The 23,791-nt window shown below is 41.1% G+C and carries 14 protein-coding genes; 9 read left to right on the top strand and 5 right to left on the bottom strand.

What is annotated here, in order from left to right; translation table 11 throughout:
* The first annotated feature begins 190 nt into the window (after nt 1–190).
* The 5 genes from WN50_RS37985 to WN50_RS37225 all read left to right on the top strand — a co-directional run bounded on the left by WN50_RS37985 (nt 191) and on the right by WN50_RS37225 (nt 9,491).
* The gene (locus WN50_RS37985) at nt 191–274 is read left to right on the top strand and encodes a DUF6932 family protein (RefSeq protein ID WP_407659788.1); all 84 of its coding nucleotides are present in this window, start codon (nt 191–193) and stop codon (nt 272–274) included.
* Nucleotides 275–473: 199 nt separating this feature from the next.
* A complete protein-coding gene (locus WN50_RS29350; protein WP_235441180.1) occupies nt 474–1,979 on the top strand; it encodes a restriction endonuclease-related protein in 1,506 nt (501 codons plus the stop codon).
* Entirely contained in the window at nt 1,969–5,379 is a 3,411-nt protein-coding gene (locus tag WN50_RS29345) for a pPIWI_RE_Z domain-containing protein (RefSeq protein WP_046276527.1), read from the top strand. The genes WN50_RS29350 and WN50_RS29345 overlap by 11 nt, the downstream gene beginning before the upstream one ends.
* Nucleotides 5,380–5,381: 2 nt before the next feature.
* Complete coding sequence (locus WN50_RS29340; RefSeq protein WP_046276528.1) at nt 5,382–8,657, top strand: RNaseH domain-containing protein; 3,276 nt, start codon at nt 5,382–5,384, stop codon at nt 8,655–8,657.
* 408 nt (nt 8,658–9,065) lie between these two features.
* A complete protein-coding gene (locus WN50_RS37225; RefSeq protein ID WP_046276529.1) occupies nt 9,066–9,491 on the top strand; it encodes a hypothetical protein in 426 nt (141 codons plus the stop codon).
* Here WN50_RS37225 and WN50_RS29330 read toward each other — a convergent pair.
* Entirely contained in the window at nt 9,488–9,742 is a 255-nt protein-coding gene (locus WN50_RS29330) for a restriction endonuclease subunit R (RefSeq protein WP_235441179.1), read from the bottom strand. The two genes, WN50_RS37225 and WN50_RS29330, sit on opposite strands and share 4 nt — an antisense overlap.
* A 309-nt stretch (nt 9,743–10,051) precedes the next feature.
* Here WN50_RS29330 and WN50_RS29325 point away from each other — a divergent pair, with 309 nt between their 5' ends.
* Nucleotides 10,052–10,663: a Uma2 family endonuclease gene (locus WN50_RS29325; RefSeq protein WP_046276530.1), complete on the top strand. Its 612-nt coding sequence runs from the start codon at nt 10,052–10,054 to the stop codon at nt 10,661–10,663.
* A gap of 252 nt (nt 10,664–10,915) precedes the next feature.
* Nucleotides 10,916–15,436, top strand: coding sequence for a two-partner secretion domain-containing protein (locus WN50_RS29320; RefSeq protein ID WP_049561679.1), 4,521 nt, complete (start codon nt 10,916–10,918; stop codon nt 15,434–15,436).
* Between the two features lie 266 nt (nt 15,437–15,702).
* Here WN50_RS29320 and WN50_RS29315 read toward each other — a convergent pair whose 3' ends face one another.
* The 3 genes from WN50_RS29315 to WN50_RS29305 form a co-directional block, all read right to left on the bottom strand.
* The gene (locus WN50_RS29315) at nt 15,703–16,194 is read right to left on the bottom strand and encodes a GNAT family N-acetyltransferase (protein ID WP_046280414.1); all 492 of its coding nucleotides are present in this window, start codon (nt 16,192–16,194) and stop codon (nt 15,703–15,705) included.
* A 107-nt stretch (nt 16,195–16,301) separates the two neighbouring features.
* Entirely contained in the window at nt 16,302–17,297 is a 996-nt protein-coding gene (locus tag WN50_RS29310) for a sigma-70 family RNA polymerase sigma factor (protein WP_049561677.1), read from the bottom strand.
* A gap of 289 nt (nt 17,298–17,586) precedes the next feature.
* Nucleotides 17,587–18,246 carry a nuclease-related domain-containing protein gene (locus WN50_RS29305; RefSeq protein WP_046280415.1) on the bottom strand — a complete coding sequence of 220 codons (660 nt, stop codon included), beginning with the start codon at nt 18,244–18,246 and terminating at the stop codon, nt 17,587–17,589.
* Between the two features lie 102 nt (nt 18,247–18,348).
* On the opposite strand from WN50_RS29305, the gene WN50_RS29300 reads away from it, so the two are divergent.
* The gene (locus tag WN50_RS29300) at nt 18,349–19,665 is read left to right on the top strand and encodes a DNA cytosine methyltransferase (RefSeq protein ID WP_046280416.1); all 1,317 of its coding nucleotides are present in this window, start codon (nt 18,349–18,351) and stop codon (nt 19,663–19,665) included.
* A 176-nt stretch (nt 19,666–19,841) separates the two neighbouring features.
* On the opposite strand, the gene WN50_RS29295 is transcribed toward WN50_RS29300, so the two are convergent.
* Entirely contained in the window at nt 19,842–21,581 is a 1,740-nt protein-coding gene (locus tag WN50_RS29295) for a sensor histidine kinase (protein WP_235441178.1), read from the bottom strand.
* Between the two features lie 451 nt (nt 21,582–22,032).
* On the opposite strand from WN50_RS29295, the gene WN50_RS29290 reads away from it, so the two are divergent.
* On the top strand, nt 22,033–23,430 hold the full coding sequence (locus WN50_RS29290) for a TldD/PmbA family protein (protein WP_046279888.1): 1,398 nt from the start codon (nt 22,033–22,035) through the stop codon (nt 23,428–23,430).
* Nucleotides 23,431–23,791: the final 361 nt, after the last annotated feature.

Here is a 23,791-nt window from a genome sequence, read left to right as displayed (position 1 = left end):
AAGCATTTTTTTCTCAAGTACGGTAGGGCATACCGAAACTATCTCTGAAATGGGATGAACGACTGGGGAGACTCACCCCTCAAAGAGTAGGTTAGGAAACTAGCTTGCTGTAAGGGTTGTCAATGAATCAGTAATCCAAAGCCGTGAGGCTTGGAGAATCCCCTTTCTTTAGAAATGGGGAGTATGTCAAATCGACGGTAGCTTTGTTACCATTAAACCCGACCCCGGAGATTTTGATGCTTGTTGGGATACCGAAGATGTAGATATAAAATAACCCAATTTTGTGTCAGGTCTCTAACATCAGCTTAAAGCCTACCTATATCTTCACAGCCTTTTTGAAAGCTGAAACTGTTACCCTATATAGCTTACGGTTTGCTTGTTTGCCCCTGAACTCGAGTATTTTGAGTAATTCCTATTGACAAATTAATTTTACATTGTTTAATGTAAACATATATAGATGTCACAAGGGTTCCATGATGTACTTTGAGGACGTTCGTCAGTGGCAAGGAACTGCTGAGGTTCTGGCACAACAACTAAAACGACAGATTGAGCAGCTAGGGTTATCAGTGGAACCACCAGCAGTAAGAACTGTGCGATCGTGGAGATCCAAGCAACTTTTGTCACAACCTAAAAGCCAAGAATTTGGGTTTCGGCAAATTTTAGAAGGACTGGCAACAGCACTTTTGCTCAAGAAAGGCTGGACACTGGCGGCGATCGCTCAAGTTTTACCCTCATTCTCCGATCTAATCTTGGAGCAACAGATTATGGCTGAAGCTGATGGTCAAGACCCAAATTGGTCGCCAGCCCAAACAGCAGCATTACCATTACCAATAGGACACGCTAGCAGCCAGGATTTAGCAGAAGATGCTGTTGTCTTATTGGCACAGGGAATTGTGCGGCAATACACAAAAACTCTCAATCGAGAAATCGTGCGTCAGGATGATAGTATCCCTTCAGAACTTTACCGGGCGATGTGCAAATTGGGTCGCCTATATATCGAAGAAGGATTAAGCGATCGCGCCGCTTGCGTGCATACTGTTCTCGAAGGTAGTAGATCTCCTCTAGAAAAGTGGAATTTAGATATTTTTCGTCACCCAGATTTTCGCTTTCGCCAAGCAATTCTCATCGATCCAGACTTCAGAGTACCGACTTCAGATTGTGCAGAAATTGCTAATTCCAGAGGAACTTTTGGCGAAGATAATGCCATCGAACATCGCCTGCACGATCGCTTGCGCGAGGCAACGGAACGATTAGGAAGCCGTCGCAACAAAGCTTATACGGCTTTACGAGAATTATTGGGTCGGCGATCGCTCATTGGAGAACATCAGCTACTAGATTACTTAGTTGAAAAAGATTTAACCCCTTTGCAGGGGATGATTATTGATACTTTCTTTGATCGCGTCCCCGACATCTGGTTAATTGACGGGTATGCTCATCGGTGCGCCCATTGCGGTACATTGATGCGACCCTATCCCAATAAAAAACTTTTTAAAGATGGGCGATGCCCCATTCGCCAATGCCTGGGTCACGAATCCTCAAAAGCAAAATTTTCAGAGAAATTAGACCCAAATAAAGATTCCTTACTCGTTGCTAAACCGCAAATTTTAACCTATTGGACTGGACCTGCAATTGACGAAATAACTATTTTTGATATAGCTCAAAGTCAGGGACTTAATGCCGAACTTTATCCAGAATCAGACCAATGTGATATCGCAATTAATGGTCGCAACATCGGTATTGATGCCAAATCCTACAGCAGTCCTGTTTCTCTTGCCTTGCGCCTCAATCGTAGCATTGGAGGGCTAAGTTACTACCGCCGTCGCATCATCGCCGTTAGCGATCGCCTCATCGAGGATAACCCGTATTATCTCTCTACTCTCCATTCAACTCTCGATAAAAAGGGCGATCCTGCCACTCTTGAAATTTTGTCTGTTTCGCAAATTATTCAATTGCTAGAAGGAATGAAATATGAGAATTAAACAGGATTTTTGGACAGGCGTAGATCGGATCTGTTGGCTTTGCGTCTTGATGGAAGAATTTATTGGAATTAACTCCCTAGAGTTTGCTTCTTTAGTAATGTCAGGGATGGCTAGCATCCTCAATGCACCAGCATTAGAGAAATCCCGTCAAGCTATTTTCAATATGCGCCAAATTTCAGGAGCTTATGTAACAGAGCAATCAATTAAACACGCAGTTGCTATTTATAACGATCGCCACTACCGCAACAGAACACAGGGAACCTATAAAATTAACTCAGAAACACTTCACTTTGAACGCACAGATCCCCTAGAAGATCCTTTAATTACCAAAGCGCGTAAAATTCTCAGCCAGCCTTTGCCACATCAATTTTATAGTGCAACTTTTGCCGATGCTCGTCAGCCAATGGCAGTTGCTTTGGGTGAAGAAACAACAGCCACAAGAGTACCAATTAGTCCAATTGCAGTTCCGCTTGCTCAACGTCGTACCCATTCTCTCAACCGCTTACCGAAAGAAAAAATTTGCATTCCTCTTTCGGAACTATACAAGTTAGCTGTTGAGATGGACGAACGCGAAGCTAATTATCCCGAAAGAAGACAGGGAAATTGGGCAAATCGTTTTAAACATTTTTCACTAATGATGCCAGAAATTGGCAAGGGTTTGCGGGTAGAAAATGTCATCGAACTAGAAAATATTAAGCACTTAATTGGATTGCCTGGAGCGGGAAAAACAACCTTACTCGTATTGATAGCTATATGGCTGGGAAGAAGGGATTATAAAGCGATGTTTGTATTTCCCTCTATTGAAGTTGCAAGACAATACATGGCAACTCTGGCATTTCACGAAATCAAGGTAGGGATGCTAGTCGGTCAAAGCGATGGAACTCGTCGCCGACACGCTGATAATATTGCCGAAGCAATTGCAGCTTCAGGAGGTAATGGTGGCTTTGCTTATAGTCTAGAGCAAGCAGAAATTTTTGGTTTAAATTGCGTCTTACCTGCATTTTCAACTGCCGATACTTCCCTGTGGGGATTTGGTTATGCACCCTGCCAGGAAATTTTACAAAGCGGGGGCAAAAAAGGGGAGATGAAAAAGTGTCTTTGTCCGGTTTGGACAATGTGTGGTCGCAACAAAGCACCCCGTGATTTAATAGATGCTAATATTTGGGTGGGTCACGTTCTTTCGATGGATACAGAAGTTCCACCCCATGCAATAGCGGAACGCATTCGTTATTTTGAATTAATTGCCCGTACATTTGATGTTGTGGTTTTTGATGAAGCTGACATGGTGCAATCAACTCTTGATACTTATGGGGCAGCTACTTTAAGACTTTCAGGTGCAGAAGATTCCATCCATTTAGTCATTCAGGAACAGATTCATAATCGCTTTGCTCGGGGTGAAAATTATCGATTATTCGACCGTACTGTAGAACTTTATAGCCGCGATTTAGCTGAATTTGGCAATCATAATACAAGCTTGGTTTCTGCTGTTCAGAATATGTCTTCATTGCGAGTCAGCAAACGGTATGCAGATCAGTTATTAACTGTCTTAAGAATTGTGAGCGATTTATTAGATGGATTTGAGAAAACTTCTAGACGCGATCGCCTTGACGAACAGGAAGTCAAACAGGGATTTAGCAAAAGTCGAGCCTTAACTCAATTTTGGGAAACGGCAGCTTACCATGCTTTTTATGATCGCACTGGTATTGAATCCCATGATCGGCTCAACTTAGATTTGTGCGCTCAAACACTGGGAATAAATCCCGATACTCTTAAACAGCAATGGGAAACGCTGATTCGTCAGTTCTGTCGTTATTTAGCAGAAAATTTGCTCGAACGTCGCGATAATCTTATCAAAGAAATTGCAGAATTATTTTTACCTTTGTGTTTTAAAAATAGCACAGTATCAGCCGAAGCGTATGATACAATTACCTTACTTGTTTGCGTTACATTCGTAATTTTAAGTTATCAGCGCATCGTTCCTGGAACGAGAACAATGGTAGCGGAAGGGCTGATTAGGGAACCTATAGTCGAATCAACAGCAACACCTGAATTGCGAAAACTAATTTCTGAAAATATTTTGGGGTCTTTTTCGGGAGTAAAATATAGTTTAAAATCAGCACAAACGACTCGAACTCAAGCCAGAAATGTAGAACTTTCTTACATTACCTTTGTAGGTGCGCCTCGAATGTTAATGCACCGCTTTCACCGATTATTTGAGGCAGAGAGTGAAAGTAGAGGGCCAGCAATTTTAATGACTTCAGCTACGTCTTTTTTAGAAGCCAGTCCTGCTTATCATATCAATTGGGGGCCGCACTATTTGCTCAAACCACGTCAAACAGAACATGACCCCAAAAGAAGCGTTTATCGCTTCAAATGGTTGAGCGATCGCGAACGGGGCGATGAACCGCTTCGATATAGCGGTGCAGGGGAACTGCGCGATCGCAATTTAGAAAAAATGGTAGATGCGCTCGTGCGGGGGGGAACAACGAAATCGGAAATTTACAAATCCATTCGTAATTTTGACTTGCGAGAAGGTATTTACCGCAAAGCAGCTTTAATCGTCAACAGTTACGAACAAGCTCGCACAATTAAGAAATTTATTAACGATTATCATCCAGAAATTGGCAAACGAACAAAAGCAATTGTTAAGTATCTAAAAAATGGAGAACAAGCAACTGATTTTGTAACAACTGCTCAGTGCGAGGCTTTAGGAGATGATGAAACTTGTGATATTATAATTTTCCCAATGTTGGCGATCGGGCGAGGTGTGAATATTGTTTTCACAAAAGGAGATAGGAAACTTGAGGCAGCAATTGGCACGATTTATTTCCTGACTCGCCCGCATCCCACGACAGATGATATGCAGCTTTTGTATAGCCTAGCCGGAAAAGCAACCCAAGAATTTGACAGTCGAGTTTTTAATGAAAAAGACGATTTGGCAGCAATTTCTAATGCTTGGAAAAATTCCCGAAAGCAACTCTGGAAAACCGCGAATCATCTTTTACGCGAACCTCTCATGGCTAGCCGTTTGGGTGAAGATTTATTCAAACCATTTACGGCTAATCAAATGGTAGGTATTCTACAAACAATCGGGCGCGGGATGAGAAATGGATGCCCGGTACAAGTTTATTTTGTCGATGCAGCTTGGGCGATTAAATCTACCCAAGATAAACCAGACTCTGGACGAGACAGTATGTTAGTTCAGATGCGAATTATTTTAGAAGAATGTGTCAAACATTCCGATCCAGTAATTCGAGAAATCTATCAAGAACTTTACGGGGCATTTCTCGATCCATTGCGACGAGTTGAGGGTGTAGTTTACCCGGAAGATTTACGCAATTCTGAAGATGTGACAGACGACGAAGACGGTTTTGATGATTCACCTTTTTTGGAGATGTAACCATGAACGACGAAATTCTTAACCCAATTGAACTAGATGATGAGGAAGGAAATGAAGCCACTGTGGTTTCAGATACCCTTTATATTGCTCTAGCGAATAAAAGCCTGAAAAAGATTCCCTTAGCCTTTACTGTCCCAGATAATATTGAGCCAGTAATAGTTAAAGGCTTTACAATAGCTTGGACAAATGCTGCTTTAAAAACTCTTGGAGACATTCAAAAAGCTACTGGCAAGGGTGATTCAGCTAGCAAGAATCTACCTTATACTTCGTTGCGAGGTTTGTTAGAAGTAGGACTTAATGATGTAGCGCGGATTCATTCAAATTTAGGTTTAAGTCAGTTTGATTTGAACAATAAAACTGTTACAGACCCAAGTCCATTTATCTATCTGAATGGAGGTAATCTAGAAGATGTTAGGAAAGCTTTGCGCCCAATCCTCAACGAGTGGATAACAGGTTTTATTAAACCTTTTGCTGAAAAAGCAGATGTTCCTTCAGAAGTTATTGAATGCTTGGAAGAGTTGTATGAGAAAGGAGAGTTGTTAAAAATTACTCCGTTGGAGTCTCAAGTTTTACCTTGGAAATGGAATAAAGATACAGGAACTACAAAACATAGCAACGATTATGACTATCGCGTGCTAGTAGATTATGTAGCGCGTGCAATTTCTGGAAAAGAGATTTTTCAGGGGTTAGGAACAATGAAGCGTGTTATTTCCAGTAGTGGTAGTTTCACGACTGGTATAGCAGAATTAATTACCAACCCTATAACTCTACCCGATCATACAGATAAATTCAGTCTGGTAATACGCTTTGAAGTAGTAACGTATCCTTCTTTACACCAGCCTTTGTTGAAAATTGATGTTTCTAAACGTCGCTGGTTTAGTTGTTTAAAGGCTGCACGTTTTAACTCTGGTAATCTTAGTGGTTTTGTCTTTTCTGAGGATTATCAAGACCGCGCCTTTAGCTACAAAGTGCTTTGTCACCAAGAAAAACAGGGTGAAAATAAAATTTGGCGTTGGACAATTGATAAAGATTTTGAAGCCTTGCGTCGTAAACTAAAACTTCCCATGAAAACGCCTGACGATCAAAATATTGATGGGGAACAAATTGCATTAGGTAAGGCTTCAACGGATAGCTGCAAAGTTATGCTAACTTACCGTAACGGACTGCAAGAAGGAAACCACAAAATTAATGTAGGTGTACCGGAGATTGATAAGTTAGAAGCTTTTGAAGCGATCGCAAAAATCCTGGAACCCCTTGGTTTTAAACCCTTTGAAAATTACTCGTCAGTTAAATTAAAAAGAGGGGAAGGCCACAAATTAGACGATACAGCCTCTCGGATGATTAATTTGCCTACACTTCTAGGTGCTGCCTTAGAGATTATTGAAAAGGGTGAAGCTTCTAATTTTACTCCCAAATATCTCGAAAGCTTTGACGACGGGCAGTTAAATACACTACTGAATCAGTATTTTGACATCCAGTTAGACAATATCCAGGGAGGTAAAAAAGCCCTTCAGTTTACAAGCAAAACACTGTGTCAAGTAAAAGAACTCAAGGCTTTAATTCAGGAAAACCAAGAAGCGATGCGACGGCTATATCCTAACGAAAAACTGTTGTTACTTGTTGTCTTTTACGAAGAACAATTTCAAACAGAATTAAAACTGCTAAAAGCAATAATTAGCCTTCTTTGGGGTGGAGCGATCAAACTCATAGCTAATCGTTTGCCAGCAAAGACTCATGGGCCAAGAGAATTATTAGATGGTGCAAAGTTGAAAGCCAAAGAGCGATCGCGTCACCGAATTGAAGCATGGGAACCCACTGTTAAACAACCTGATTTACGCAAGCAGCGAACTTTTTGCTTAGTAATGGCGCGGGACTTTTACGAAAACAATCGACCTGACGATCGCGTGAATAAACCTTCAACCCGTCAAGCACTAGCTAAGATCGCTGGTTCTTGTGTACAGTTTCTTCTACCGATTGAAACAATTAAAGAGAAACAACTTCTCAAACTTGATAATTTCTTCTATCGAGTACAAGCTGCTTTAAAAGACTTACTTTCTGCTCATTCTGGTCGCATTGATGGTGTTAAAGAAAAGGTTGACAAATACCTAAAAGACATTCCAGCAGAAGCCAGACCAAAAGAAATTATTGGAATTACCATTGTTCGTAAACAAAGAGGTCGGAAACGCGGTTCTATTGAAAGCACATTCTTGCCAGTGGCGATGCGACTCAAGGTAGAGACAGGCGAGTGTGAGTTATGTTGTGCTTATGAGAAAGGGAATAGTTTACAAATCAGTCTTTGGAGTAAATTTTCCGATGCGATCGCCTTCATCTCCCAAATTTCCCCCGTGAAACTGGCTGATAAAAGAGATGTGCGTCAAACTCGTTTCATGGAATTTGTTAAGCAGATTATTTCTAATTCAGTAGAAGAAGGAAATCAACCCTTAGTGATGATTGATTCTTCTAACTGCGTACAACTTTGGCCTTGGCTTGCCGATGCCAGGATAAATGCAAATGAAATGAACCTCGGTCAACAGCACGAATGGATGCAAGATGAGTGGCAAGGCGCACGTCTAGTTCGCATTCGCCAAGACCTTGCCCCAGGAATTATTGAGGAAAAAATGCGATATTTTGCCGAAACTTTTCTGGAAGATACGCGAACAAAAGAAGAACTAACTTCAACCTATGAAATCCCTTCAGCCTCTAGTACAATGGAGTTATTTCGATTGAATACTACTAATCAAAAAAGCGAAACTAATCAAACAGGTTGTGTTGCTTATCTCTCTGTAGGTCGTAAAACTCTCCAACAGGAATCGCGCGGACAAAGTTGCTATCGCTCAACAAAAATCAAAATTTCTGTAAAGAGTAGCACTAAACAAATGGTGATATTTGCCTTTCATCTATTTGTACGGAATGGATTACATAAAATAGCATCACTACTTATGCACTGCTACCTTGTAAAGAACGCGGGTAGTTCCAATAATAAAGTTTTAAATAAAGCAGGATTGGAAGTTCATCGTATCGAAACCCGCCCTCCATTTGTGGGACAATTGCCAACTCCTAATCCCTTAGAAATTGTTGTTACATTGCGACAAAAAAATGATGATCCCGATCGCCTTGCTGCACTTGTAGAATCCCTACGTTATGGTTTCGGCCATTACAGTGATTGGTCAAGCTTACCCGCTCCGCTCTTTTTTGAGCGTGTTGTTCGAGACTATATTAGCGAATTTGCAATTGAAGATGAGGAAATGGAGACGGAACAGGATGATTTAGAGGAATAATGTAGCCTTCCTTGCCTAGAATCATTTTCAGCACATTTAACGCTGAGAAAATGTCTAAGTCGGCGTAAAAATAGCGATCGCTAACATCACCCGCGATCGTAAAGACTGAAAGTTTTATACCTACAGGTTTTGAGCGTTTTTTTCTTCAAGGAGCCTTCTACTCAATCAACAGTCGCTCATCCAAATCCAGTTAGAAAGTTCCATAAGGGTTAATATGTCCCAAAATCAATGGTGTCAGCGCTCGTAAATCTTCTTTTTGCATTAGTTTTAAAGGTTGCAGATCGAAATCCTTCCCCCTTTGATACTACAAGCTGTAAAAATATAATACACCCCAAGTGTAATTCGCGTAGAACAAAAGTGTCTTTTTTGTGAAAAAATGAATATTGAGAACGCAACTTCAAAAGAGTAATGAGCATCCAATTGGGCGATGAAGATTCCCTTGCCCCCAATTTTACGGGCATGAGGATAGATCTTAAAGATTCCCAAAGTCTGAAGTTGATCGGACCCGTTCCTTTGACTGCTCATCCGGCTGGGGTCTATTTGGCATCGCTCAACGAGGGATCTGTACCAACGATGAAACACGCTCTCAATGCGATCGCCTCCCTTTTAACGGCCGGGGAGTGCGATGCGCTGACCCTGGACTGGTCGAATCGGTTTATTAAGACTTTACCTGTGTTGAGAAAGCCCGTAGCAGTTGAAGGAAAAATTAAAGCTCAGTTAAATCTATGCAATTTGGAATTTAAGGTTACGGGGCGCTATGACCGCTTGGATTATTTATATGAGAGTACAGCTAAAAACCAGCGTCCTTTACAATTGAGTTTAGGTTTGGATTAAATTTTTCCGCGCACAGTTGGATTTATTGAGTTGATAAGGGCGGCGGCTTGATCGAGTTCTCTGAGGGTTTTGTTAATTAGGGTGTCGTTAATGCCTCGCTGGGTGAGCCATTGGGTTAAATATTGGGCTTCTATATTGCGGTTATTTTCTCGGTCTTTCCAGTTTCCCAGATAAGTATAACCGAGTTGGTTTTGAAAGAGTTTAATAATGCGGTTTTGGGTTGATCGCTCAAGTTGTCCCACTTTAATCATAATTGATAATTGATAATTAACAATTGATAATTAGCTGCTATTTACCCTAATTTTAGCAAGACTCAGGATTGATTTTATATTTTTCAGTCTTTCAAGGTCGGGAGTTTGAGCAAGTTCTGCGTCTAAGGCTGCACTGGTGATAAGTTTCCACTGTCCGAATTCACATTGGTTTATAATAGTGAGGATTGCTTGAGTTTCTAAGGCGATTCATTGACAATTGACAATTGACAATTGATAATTAAATCAACCCCAAATATATCAGAATCCTATTCCCGATTCCCCATTCCAGATTTTCCATTCCCTTTTATTATGACTCAAACCATTACTAAACCTATCTCCTTTGATGAATTTGTTGCCTGGTATCCAGAAAATGCAACCTGCAACTATGAACTACACAACGGAAGGATTGTCGAAATGCCTTTAGGAACGGGAGCGCACTCTAATATTACAGGGTTTATTACGGGTGAAATCCATTTTGAAATCAGGCGGAGGCAATTGCCTTACTCTATCCCCGGTGATTGTTTGCTGAAACCGTTGGATTTGGTATCAGGTTATCAACCGGATGTGATTGTGTTGGATAAAGGGGAGTTAAGCAAAGAACCCCGTTGGCAAAAAGAGTCTATTATTTCGTTGGGGAGTTCGGTACGGTTAGTGGTGGAGGTGGTTAGCACAAACTGGCAGAATGATTATCTGAGAAAGGCGGGAGATTATGAGTTAATGGGGATACCAGAATATTGGATTGTAGATTATCTGGGTTTAGGTGGTCGGCGCTTTATTGGTGAACCGAAATCTCCGACGCTTTCGGTTTATACAATGGTTGATGGGGAGTATGAAGTGATGCAATTTCGAGGGGATGACAGAGTTGAGTCGTTGGCTTTTCCTGAGTTAGAGTTGACGGTTAAACAGATTTTTGATAATTGATAATCGACAATTTTAACCCGATTAATTAAGGCAGCAATAGAAGTTGAAGTCGTGTTTAACACAATATACCACTTGATTGAAACCAGAATTTTAAACTAAATTTAGTTACCAGTTTTAAAAACTATTGAAACTCAATTAAATTCTTTATGGAAAAATACTCCCAACCTCAACCTAAATATTTAGCAAACGATATTTTATAATAACAAAAATTGATTTGGATAAATTCAAGAATTTTAGTTTATAATCCAACTGATGCCTTCATCAATCCTTAATCGCTTTATTGATCAACTTATGGGTTCTCGTCTATCTACCTTTTCGGTTGTGGCGGCGGTAACAACAGTTTTTAGTCTGACTCCGTTGACAACTGTGGCACAAATTGTCCCCGATAACACACTGGGTTCAGAAAATTCGGTGGTTACTCCTAATGTTAACATACGCGGAATTAATAGCGATCGCATCGATGGGGGTGCGGTTCGCGGGTCTAACTTATTTCATAGTTTTCAAGAATTTAATATTAGAGAGGGACGAGGCGCCTACTTTTCAAATCCCGATAATATTATCAATATACTAACTCGCGTTACCGGGGGAAATATTTCAGAAATCCTCGGAACATTAGGCGTTTTGGGGAATGCCAATTTATTTTTAATTAATCCTGCGGGGATAGTCTTTGGGCCAAACGCCAGGTTAGATGTAGGCGGTTCATTTTTTGCCACAACAGCCGATGGAATCTTATTTGAAAATGGCTTTGAATTTGCAGCCAGTAACCCCGAAGCACCGCCATTATTAACGATAAATATGCCGTTGGGTTTGAATATTCGAGAAAATCCAGGCGCTATTGTTAATCAAACGTTACCACAACTTGTTCGGTTGGATGAAAGTCCGTTAAGAAATGATGCAGGATTTCTAATTCCTCAAGGCTTAAACGTTCCCAGAAATCAAACTTTAGCATTAATAGGCGGAGATGTAATATTTGATGGAGGCTTTGCAATTTCTCCGGGTAGTCGAATTCAATTGGGGGGTTTATCTGAACCGGGAATTATTGAATTAACAAATGTAGGGGCGAATGGCAATACGCCCATTCTTCAATTTCCCGATAATATTCAACGGGGAAATGTAGCGTTAACCAATGAATCAGAAATTAACGTTCGTGGAAATGGAGGCGGAGACGTTAATATTAATGCGAGAAATGTTGAGATATCGGGTGATAGCGTTATTCGGGTAGGAATTGATGATGGATTAGGTTTTCGGGAAGCACAAGGCGGAGATGTTAATATTAATGCTCAAGAAAATGTTTTGATAACAGGTACAGAAAGTTCGATTAGAAACGTTATTGATTTTGATGCAATCGGTCAGCCTGGAAACATTAATATAACGGCTAATTCACTCAGAATAGATAGTGGAGCGTTTCTCAATACTACTCTTTTTGGACAAGGAAATGCAGGAAATATAACTGTAAAAGCCGCATCCGTTGAGCTAACGGGTACTTCTCCAGATGGTGAATTTCAGAGTGGTTTTTTTGTTGGTGTTAATGAGCTAGGTATTGGTAATGGTGGAAAAGTTGAAATTGAAACTGAGCAATTACGATTAACAGAAGGAGCAATAATTCAAAGCAGTACCTTTGGACAAGGAAATGCAGGTTCCGTGTCAATATTAGCAACCGATTCAGTTGAATTATTAAATGGTAATATTTTTAGTACGGTTAGAGAAGGTGCAATTGGAAATAGTGGAACAGTTGAAATTAATACAGGGAATTTATTGCTGTTAGGAGGAGCGCAAATCGTTACTAACACTTTTGGACAAGGAAACGCAGGGAATATAACGGTACAAGCTGCATCAGTTGAGGTAACGGGAAATTCTGCTGATGGTGAATTTAGGAGTGGTTTTTTGGCTAACGTCAACGAGACAGGGATGGGTAATGGAGGAAATATTTACATAGAAACAGGACAGTTACGAATGACTGATATAGCGATAATTTCAAGCAGTACATTCGGACAAGGAAATGCAGGTTTAGTATCGATTTTTGCAACCGATTCTGTGGACTTAGCAGATAGTGGTATTTTCAGCAATGTTGGAGAAAACGCTGTTGGAGATGGGGGAAATATTGAAATTTCAACCTCATCACTTAATGCAATAAATGGACAGATTAGTTTAAGTGCATCCGGTAACGGAAACGCAGGAAATATTCAGATAAAAGCACAGCAGATAGATCTTTCAGATTCTATTGTAGCGGGTGATAATTCTGGAACGGGTAGCATTGGAAATATTACGATTGATACTGGAAATTTAGTCCTTCAAGATGGTGCTGATATTCGACTGACTATCCGAGAAGAAGAAGCAACAGGTTCAACAGGAAATATAACCGTTAACGCTTCCGAGTCTATAGAAATAATAGGCGTATCATCGGGTGGTATTAGGAGTCAAATTAATACCCGAACATTTGGTAGTGGCAGCGCAGGAAGCGTTATTATTAATACTCCCAGATTAGCCGTTCGGAATGGAGGTATTATCTTTGCTAGTAGCTTCAATACCGGACAAGCAGGAGATGTGATTATTAATGCTTCAGAATCTATTGAAGTTAGGGGAGGAAGTCCCGTTCAACTTGATCCAGAGTCCGTTGAATTTGGTACAGAACCCTCTTTTGATCCTGAAGATATAACTGCGATTTTTAGCGATATATTAACAGGGAGTAATCGTGGAGAAGGAAGGGCAGGAAGCGTTTTCATCACCACAAATAAACTCACAATTCGAGAGGGAGGAGAAATAGGAACTTCTGCTTTGGGAAGGGGGAGTTCAGGTTTGGTACAAGTCAAAGCCAATGAAGTGGAGATAACGGGACAGTTGAATATTGATGGACGCTCCTCAAGAAGCGGCTTAACTGTTTTTACAAATGGTGAAGGAACCGCAGGAACTCTTAATTTAGAAACCGGACGATTAACCATTCGAGATGGAGGTCGTATATCAGTAAGTAGTGTAAACGGCAGTAGCGCTGGCTCTATCAATATTCAAGCTTCTGATGTAGAATTAATTGGAGATGGAAGATTTTCCAGTAAAAATGGAGAGATAATATTTCCCAGTGCAATTGCTGTGTCAACAAATAGGATACCAGACGAAACATCTACTAATACAGTATTTAGCGGTAGTAGCGTGGGAAGTATCACACTCGAAGCAGACCAATTAAGAATTCTCAACGGAGCAGAGATATCAACTTTTTCAGGAGATGTAGGCAGTTCGGGTTCAATTGATATTCGTGCCAATACTCTCGAAATTAGCGGTAGAGGAACTCAAACGATTATTACTTCATTTACAGGAGAACCATCCACACTGGGTAGTCGAATTGTCGCTCAAGCGGGTAAAGGAGGCAACGCCGGAGATATTTCAATTACCGCACAGAAATTAATCGCCACAGATGGAGTAACAATTCGTACTGATAGTTCGGGAACGGGTTCTTCAGGTTCAATTAGTATACAAGCTCAAGAGGTGTTATTTGATGATCAGGTGTTTATTTCTAGTGGAACGGATGGTGCGGGTAATGGAGGAGATATTACTATTGAAACCGAACAAATTAGAGTGCTGAATAATTCTAGAATTTTTTCAGGAGTTCTCTTACCCAATGAATCCGAAATCACTTCTGTTGAAATACCCCAAAATCGCCGAGGAGGAACGGTCTTCATTCAAGCCTCAGAATCAGTTGTTATTGATGGGGAAGGAACATCAATTAACGCTACTGTTGGACAAGAAGGAGCTATAGGAAATGGTGGAAATATCATTATTGAAACCGGACGTTTAACTGTGAGCAATCAAGCTTTCTTGTCTACAGCAGCTTTCGGAATTGGAGATGCAGGGCCGATCAACTTGCAAGCCGAAACTATTGAATTAATAGGTAATTCTTTTATTGGTGCAATAGTTTCTGAAACGGGGGTGGGTAATGGAGGAACGGTAACGATTGATGCTGAACAATTAACAGTTAGAAATCAATCTGCTATTTTAGTAGGTAGTCAGAGTAGTAGAGGTAATCCCGGAAATATAGACGTGAGTGCTTCCCAAGTTCGCCTAGAAAATGAAGGACGTTTGGAAGCAGAATCCATTACGGGTCAGGGGGGAAATATTACTATCAATTCACCCGATATTAGCGTGCGGCGTCAAAGCGCAATTTCTGCCGCAGGAAGTCAAAGCGGTCAAACGTTTGATGGAAATATTGATATTAATTCAAATTTTTTAGTATTGTTAGAAAACAGTCAAATTGTTACCAGTGCGTTTGACCCAACGGGAGGGAGTAATATTAATATTCGTCCTTTGGAAAGTGCCGAATTAGCAGTTTTACAATCTCAAAATAGTATTATTAATGCTGCTGGAGAACTTTCTATTGATGATACTCTCAATTTTGACCCGCCAGAATCAACTCAAGTTGAAGTTGTTGACCCTGCTGCATTAATCGCTCAAGACCCCTGCAAACAAAGAGGAGACAGTCAATTTATTATTACTGGACGAGGCGGTATTGCATTCAACCCAACTCAAGATTTATTTGCAGTTCCCGAGTTGGAATTGTCTCTGATTGAACCTGTGACTCCTTCAGTTAATCGTTCCTCCCAACGTCGTCAACAACAATCAAAAAAACGGGATAATAATACTGTTGATTCTAGAACTATTGTTCCGGCGAGGGGATGGATAAGAGATGAGAAAGGAGATGTTATATTAGTGGGTTATGACCCAACAAAAACGGGAGTTCAGCGTCAACCTCAACCTCTCCCAAATCAATGTAATTCTGAGGAATAAAGCGATTTTCAGCTAATTAATAATGAACTTGTTTCTGAACTGCTGAGGTGGAATTACCCCCCTCAGTCCCCCCTAAAAGGAGGGAAATGTCTCCCCTAACCTCGTATAAGAGGAGTTGGGGGATAGGTTCTTCTGTTTCGTCACCTGCGATGATAATGATTTCTCCCTCTAATCTTTCTGGATAGAATCTAATCCTATTTCTCGTTAATATGACTATATGCAGGGTTTTTTGGAGGAAACTAACCGCTAATTCAGAGGAAAGACGGTTAACTTTTTGTGTTACTGAGTTGAGTGAGGGCTTCACCTGTCACCCGACAAATTCGCCAATCTTCGAGGATAGAGGCACCCATATATTTATAGAAATCAATTGCAGGTTGATTCCAGTCTAAAACACTCCATTCTAAGCGTCCACAACCGCGCAATACCGCTAACTTGGCTACATAAACAATCAGGGCTTTACCAATTCCTTGACGGCGATATTCAGGTAATACAAATAAATCTTCTAGGTAAAGTCCTGGTCGCGTTAAAAAGGTAGAATAGTTATGGAAAAATAGAGCAAAACCAACCGCTTTTTCCTCTAACTCCGCTAACACCACCTCAGCATAGGGATGTTCACCAAACAGATGTTGCTTTAACTCTTCAACACTACCACTCACCTGATGAGATAATTTCTCATACTCAGCTAGGGCTTTAATTAACTCAAAAATAGCGGGAACATCATCGGGTGTCGCAAAACGCAAAATCAAGCCTGAAGACATTGTAAAACCTAGAGAGGATTGGTTCGCTCAAACAGATAGAATCTCTGCTGACAAACCGTCAGTTCTCCTATGATAATTCAAAATGTTCGCGAACCCAATCCCCAATCTTACTTAATCCAACCTTTTAACCGTTCAGCTACATGAGGACGGCGTAATTTTCGCATGGCTTTTGCTTGAATTTGGCGCACTCGCTCCCGAGAGATACTACACATCCCACTCACTTCTTCTAAAGTGTAAGCTACACCTGTCGCTAAACCATAACGCAGGGATAAAACATCTTGTTCTCGTTCATTTAAAACCGAACGTAACACTTCCAGCAACTCTTGTCGCATCATCAATTCATTAATTCGTGATTCGGGAGAAAGGGTTTCATAGTCTTCGAGTAAATCCATTAATTCTGAATTTTCTTCCGAACCAATCCGATGATTGAGAGACAAAGATTTGCGACGCACTTGTTCAAGCAGACGCAGTTGTTGAGGGGAAATCGATAATGCTTCAGCTAGTTCCTCTTCTGTCGGTTTTCGACGCAGTTTTCGTCTTAAATCTTGATGGATTCCTTGTAATTTATTGAGTTGTTCAACCACATGAACCGGAAGACGAACCGTTCGTCCTTGATTAGCAATGGTGCGGGTAATTCCCTGACGAATCCACCAATAAGCGTAGGTGGAGAATTTATATCCTTTATCGGGATCAAATTTTTCAGTGGCTCGGTTTAACCCCAATGCGCCTTCTTGAATCAAATCCAGGAACGGAACACCTCTATTAATATAACGTTTGGCAATCGAAACCACCAATCGCAAATTCGAGCTGATCATTTTCTGTTTGGCGATGATACCTTGATGAAACTGATGATTGACTTCAGCTTCACTCAATTGCGCCGCCTCTGCTAATTCTGTCTTTTTCGGACATCTTCCCAGTTGATTTTTTAATTCCTCTTGTAACGCCTCAAGCGTCACTAACGCTTTAATCTGTCGGGCGAGTTCGATTTCCTCACTGCCTTTCAATAGAGGATAACGAGCCATCCCTTTGAATAATGCCCCTACAGCATCATCCATTTTGATGAAATTTTCTGTCGTCGGAAAAGTTGCAGTCTCGGAGTTCATCGGAAAATCCTCCCGTTTGAGGTTGGCTTTGCTGAAATTGTAGCGTCACCGCATCATGGGTTCGCAGGATTTGAGGCTTTTAGTTCACGACATATTCTGACATTATAATCCTATTTTCTCATCTCTTCAATGTACCGATGCTAAAATAGATTTCATCCTCTGAGCAAATAGAATTGCAACTTGTGAAACTAAAAGTGAACTAACTTTACATAATCTCACAGAGTTATTTTGATGATTGTTACTAATGAGACGGATTAAATTACAACAATCTGAAATCCCTATAAATTGCTCATCCTAGTTTTTCTAGAATTCGGATTAAGTCAGTCTTCTCAACAATATAAATGCCATTAATATAATTTTTGGAAATCTTAACCTTAGCTTGGGTAAAGCATAATATAGGTGTAACCCATTGGGCTTGTTTTAGTTTGGCCACCTCCGCCGCTTGACCGCGAACTTTCGTTAACAAATTTCCCTCATTAAAATCATAAACCTGACGACCCTTTACCCGTTTGAGATAATTTTTTTCACGAATAATAATCCCTTTATGAGACTTCACATCAATCACATACCAATTTCCTTGAGGTGAACATAAAACGACATCCGCATCTCCCCCTCGTTTTAAACGAAGATTGTATTCAATTTTCCAATTTTTACCCGTTAAAAGCTGAAGAATGACTTCGACTTCCCGTTCCGCTTTTGCACCTACTAAAGCTTGATCAGAACGTCTCATCCAATATTCACCTTTTTTCCAAAAGTAATAAGCTGAAACTCCTCCGACTAAACCCAGTAAAAATCCCAAACTCAAGGGTTTAAATAGTACAATAATCAACAAAACTGCGACAACAAAACCCAACGCAATTAAATAAAAACGCATCGCCTTGTGACGACGCTGTACACTCATCTGATGAACAAATTCCCCGGCTTGTTTGTGGTTACTGTGATTATCCATCAGTCAATTTATAATTAGGAATAGTTCGACTCTACAGATTCTGATCTTACGATGATGTTATAATCAACCTTACCTGTGAGATCTCGATCATTAATTTCAATCATGCCAGATCAGCTTACACCCGTCAAAACAAGACCTATTGCTGTTGATTTATTTGCGGGAGCGGGTGGAATGACACTCGGCTTTGAACAGGCGGGTTTTGACGTTCTCGCCGCCGTTGAAATCGATCCGATTCATTGTGCAGTTCACCAATATAATTTTCCGTTATGGTCAATTTTATGTCAAGATGTTAGCACAATTTCCGGTCAATTTATTCGATATAATTCTGGTATTCAAAATCAAGAAATAGACGTTGTATTTGGTGGGCCACCCTGTCAAGGATTTTCACTGATCGGAAAACGTTTGTTAGAAGATCCTCGAAATTTGTTAGTTTTTCATTTTGTGCGAATAGTCGCTGAACTCCAACCCCAATTTTTTGTTTTAGAAAATGTCAAAGGGATGGCATCAGGAAACCATCAGATGTTTATTCAAGAATTGATTCATAAACTTGAAGATTACGGTTATAAAGTTCAGCAACCCTACCAAGTTTTAAATGCAGCTTATTATGGCGTTCCTCAGAATAGAGAACGGTTATTTTTATTAGGATGTCGAGCAGATTTGGCTTTACCTCGTTATCCTGAAGCAACCTCTCAACCTCCTCATTCTAAAGTCCCAAAATGTTATGCTCATCTTCCCCAAACTCCCACCGTTAGAGAAGCCTTACAAGACTTACCCGAAGTAGAAAATTATCCCGAATTAACCCAACAAGATTGGGCTGATGTTCGTTTCTCTAAAGCCAGTATCTATGGTAAAATATTGAGAGGAATGATGAAAAATAAACAGGACTATTCCTATCCTCGTGAATATAATTCTCAACGACTCACCTCTAGTTTAAGAACCGAACACACATTAGAATCTATTAAAAGATTTGCAGAAACACCACCCGGAAAAACAGAACCCATTAGCCGATTTCATAAACTTCATCCAGACGGTTTATGTAATACCTTAAGGGCGGGAACTCCTACAAATAGAGGCGCTCATACTTCCCCGCGTCCCATTCATCCATTTACCCCTCGATGTATAACCGTCAGAGAAGCCGCTAGACTGCATTCTTACCCCGACTGGTTTAGATTTCATGTCACAAAATGGCACGGTTTTCGACAAATTGGCAACTCAGTTCCGCCTTTACTCGCCCAAGCTGTTGCGGCTGAAATTATTAAATTATTGAAGATTAAATCTAAAAAACCCAGAAAGAAAATAAAACTAGAAAATGAAGAATTATTGCAGTTAGATATGTCGAAAGCCGCAAAATATTATGGTGTAGATCCTAATGTTATCGCACCAAGAACACGCAAGATGTGCCAAACCATCACGAGTTAGAAACCGGGTTTCTTAGATTTGCTAAACCCTCAATATTAGTCAAAAAAAAGACACAAATCTCAAGAAAAATTTCTCTTTGTGTCTCTGTGTCTTAGTGGTTTTTCTTCTTTCTCTTTGAGGTGAGTTAATTCAATGAAAAATAAATTTAGGAATTTGACACATCCAACAGAAGAAGTTTAACTTTTTAACGGTAAGAAAATCGTCATTGTTTTACCCTGTTGGGGTCGTTGACGCACCACTAATTTACCGCCAAGCGCCTCAAATAGATTCTTTGTAACCGCCATATTTAAACTTAACGCCCCCGTTTCAGGCTGGAACATTAATAACGGCCCAAGTGACTTCAGAGAAGACTTAGCCGCACTTCCAAACGGACAAGTTGGCTGAGATTTAGATTGAGATTCTAGTTGCAATTTTAACTGATGTCCAGCAAGACGAACTTCCACTTGAATATGACTTCCTGATGGTAAACTGCGAGTAAAATTCTCAATCACTCCCGTGAGAACTTGATCCAACATCGTCGGATCACTAACAACATGGGGCAGCTTTTGAGGTAAACTCACTTCTAAAGTATGATTGCGTTGAGTCGCTTGTTTTTGCCAACGCGGGAGACTACTTTGAAAGATATCTCCTAACGACATCGGCGTGAGTTGAACAGAAGATTTTTGGGTCGGATTTTCAGTGTCTTGTTTAACTTGTGATAACTCTAACTCAACGGCTCGAAAAATTAGATTAAACCGATCAATTTGTGTGGTACACTCATGATCAATCATCTCTAAGCGTTTTCTAACCGTTTCTGGATCTAAAGTTTGACGCTTCAATAATAATCGAGTTAACGTGCGAATCGTTGCTAGCGGTGTACGAACTTCATGGGCGATCGCTTGTAGCAATTCAACCTGAGAAGCATCAAAATTCCCCTCACAAGCGGTTGAATTGTTGGGTAAATGACCGTTAGAATGTTGAGGATCACAGACGTTTACAAAAATCGCTTGAGACTTAGATTTAGGTTTAGAAGCCGGACTCAGCATTTTCACCGCTTGCCGGGGTTTTTCTGAGTCTAACGGTAAATTTTCTAACAGTAAACGAGAGAATTCCATCACGGTTTTGTAGCTGGGTTCAACAGGAGTAAATTTTTCGATCCAACTGTCAAATACCGCCGTCAAAGCGATTCCATCAGAAGACTTCAAATCAGCTTGAGAATCAATAGACTGTGTTCTCTGGCGCAATAATTCTAACGCTTGTTTAACGACATCGGGATCAAAAGAAAATTGAAACGCAGGACAACCTTTGCTATCTTCCCCCAAAACCATCACTAAACTAAACCGAGAGGTTAATACAATACAAAACGGTTCACTGGCTTGCGGATCTTCTCGTAGTAGCGGAAACGCAAAAGTTGGGGGAACCGAAGCCGAACATCCTTCAGAAGTCGGAAGTAAAGGTAATGTTTGTTGAGTTGGTACTGAAAAGCCTTCCCAACCCGGTATCTGAGGAATAAAAACTTGCGTCGCAAAATTCAACGCTAGCGCCGGATGAATTAAAATCGGAGACGGGCCAGACACCACTAATCCCTGACAAGCCGAAAATTCTAAAGCTTGAGGCGTTTTATCAGTTGGTGGGAGTCTATCGAGAATTAACCTCTGTTTTTCCTCAACAGCAGTCAAATCTTTTTTTCTCACTTCAGAATAATCAGCCCGCGATCGCTCCCGACCTTGTTGTATAATCACTTGTCTAAGGAGTTGATTGAGTGCATTGACAGCACCACACCACTCCCGTTCAGCTTTAAGTCGTTGTTTACTGGCATAATAAACTGTGTAAGGATTAGACTCGGAAGCGGTTCCGGTCATCCGTTGTACATCAAAAGAAGCCTCTAACCCTTCACGCGCTAAAATTTCACTAATCGTTGGTAGAAGCTGGTTCACAGTCATCTCCTGCCTTTTTCCTCGAAACTGCAAAAATTTCATTGTTAACTTAATTCCAGCCTAGCCGATATAAACTTTTAATATAGAAGTTGGAAGACTGAACCTTCGACGCTATAATTCAACATTCTTAACGTCCTATATGACTCTCAGGATATCTAATTTGAACGTCTTAGAGATTCGTAGAACCGAACCAATTAGTCGCAATCACCGCTTTTACAGGGAACAGCGCTGTAGGGGCGGGTTCTGCAATGATCTATCTGACCCAAAAATAACTTAGATAACCCCGCCCCTTTTCAGTCACCCATGTTGTAGGGGCGCACTCGCGAGTGCGCCTTAAATGTCTGTCTATGATCAATAACCCTCCCCTACAGCATTCCCCATCACCCCATCACTTAATACCCCTAGTCTGATACAAAATAGTAGAAACATACTGTCAACGTTGCAGCAAATTATGCCGACCTTGCTCACGGATCTGAAAAATTTACTGGGTGATTTAATAGAACGCTACCGTACTCAGGTTGATTATTTAGCAATTCGAGTCGAAGAAGCGGAAGAAACCGATATTTTATTAAGAGGCGATCGCATTGAAACTCTAAGTGAAGGACTCTCTATTGGTGGACAAGTTCGCGCCTGTCACAAAGGCGGTTGGGGTTTTGCCAGTTTTAATCGACTCGAAGGGCTAGAAGAACGCATTTGTGAAGCGATGACTGCGGCGAAACTAATTGGAGAAGAAGAAACCCTCCTCGCCCCGATTCCGATTGTACAAGAAACTCGCATTTTGCCCCTAACTGGAACCGATCCCCGTCAAGTTCCCCTCGCTCAGAAAAAAGAACTTTGCGATCGCTATGGTCACATTCTACGGAGTGTTGACTCCCGAATTACCACCATTTCCGTTCGGTATAGTGACAGCACCCAACGCATTCTCCTGGCGACTTCTGAAGGAACTGTCCTCGAACAAGCTTGGGTAGATATGGAAATGCGCTTCGCCGCCACCGCGCGGAATGGGGAAACCGTACAAACAGGACGGGAAACCACCGGATCACGTCGCGCCTATGAAGATTTAACTCAGCTTGATGATCAAGTTCAGAGTGCAGCGCAACGGGCGGTGAATTCCTTGGCGCTTCCTCCGGTTAAGGGAAATACCTACACCGTTGTGATTGATCCGATTTTAACAGGTTTATTTGTTCACGAAGCCTTTGGTCATCTTTCGGAAGCGGACATGACCTATGAAAATCCTGATTTATTGGAAGTGATGACATTAGGGCGTCAGTTTGGGCCGAAAAACCTGCAAATTTTTGATGGGGCGGAACCGCCTGGACATCGCGGAAGCTATTTTTACGATGATGAAGGAACCCCAGGAACAACAACGCAATTAATTAAAGATGGGGCGTTAGTGGGTCGTCTGCACTCTCGAGAAACCGCCGGAAAGTTAGGAGAAACTCCGACTGGAAATGCTCGTTGTATAAATTATCATTATCCGCCTCTGGTTCGGATGACGAATACTTGGATCGAACGAGGAGATACAGCAGTTGAAGATTTATTCAGTGAAGTCAAGGAAGGGGTTTATGCACGCAATTGGTTAGGCGGAATGACCAATGGTGAAATGTTTACCTTTAGTGCGGGTGAAGCCTGGATGATTCGCAATGGGAAGCTAGCTGAACCTGTACGAGATGTCACCTTATCTGGCAATGTATTCACAACCTTAGCGGATATTGAAGCCATTGGAAATGATTTTTATTGGGATGAATCTGGCGGTTGTGGAAAAGGCGGACAAAATGGTTTACCTGTGGGTTGTGGAGGACCTAGTTTAAGAATTCGCAATGTGGTTGTCGGGGGCGAAGTTTCCTAATCTTTTCTCGCTAGACTTTACTATCAGCCCGCAAAAAATATCGGAATTCCTACAGAGGAATTCCGGGTTGAGCGGGTTAGGTTTTCCGACTTTGGGAACTGACGCAATTACTATGTTCAATAACCCCGCCCTGCTTCGCCGCGGACGGGGATTGAGAAAAGCAAATTTCTCCGCGTTGTGTTGAATAGACTATAAGCCGTTAGCTGGTACGCACTTCTAGGTACTTCCCCAGCCTGGATTATCTGCAAACTTATTTGTTTTAAGTGCATTAAGAATGGACATCTTGCTAACGGTAGTCGAGGGGACTTACTACTCCTTTAAAAGGAGAATTATCTTAATGTATCGAGTACCTGTAATTTCA

Source organism: Limnoraphis robusta CS-951 (assembly GCF_000972705.2).
The sequence above is the reverse complement of the archived record's forward strand: the minus strand, read 5'-3'. Positions and strand labels throughout refer to the sequence as shown.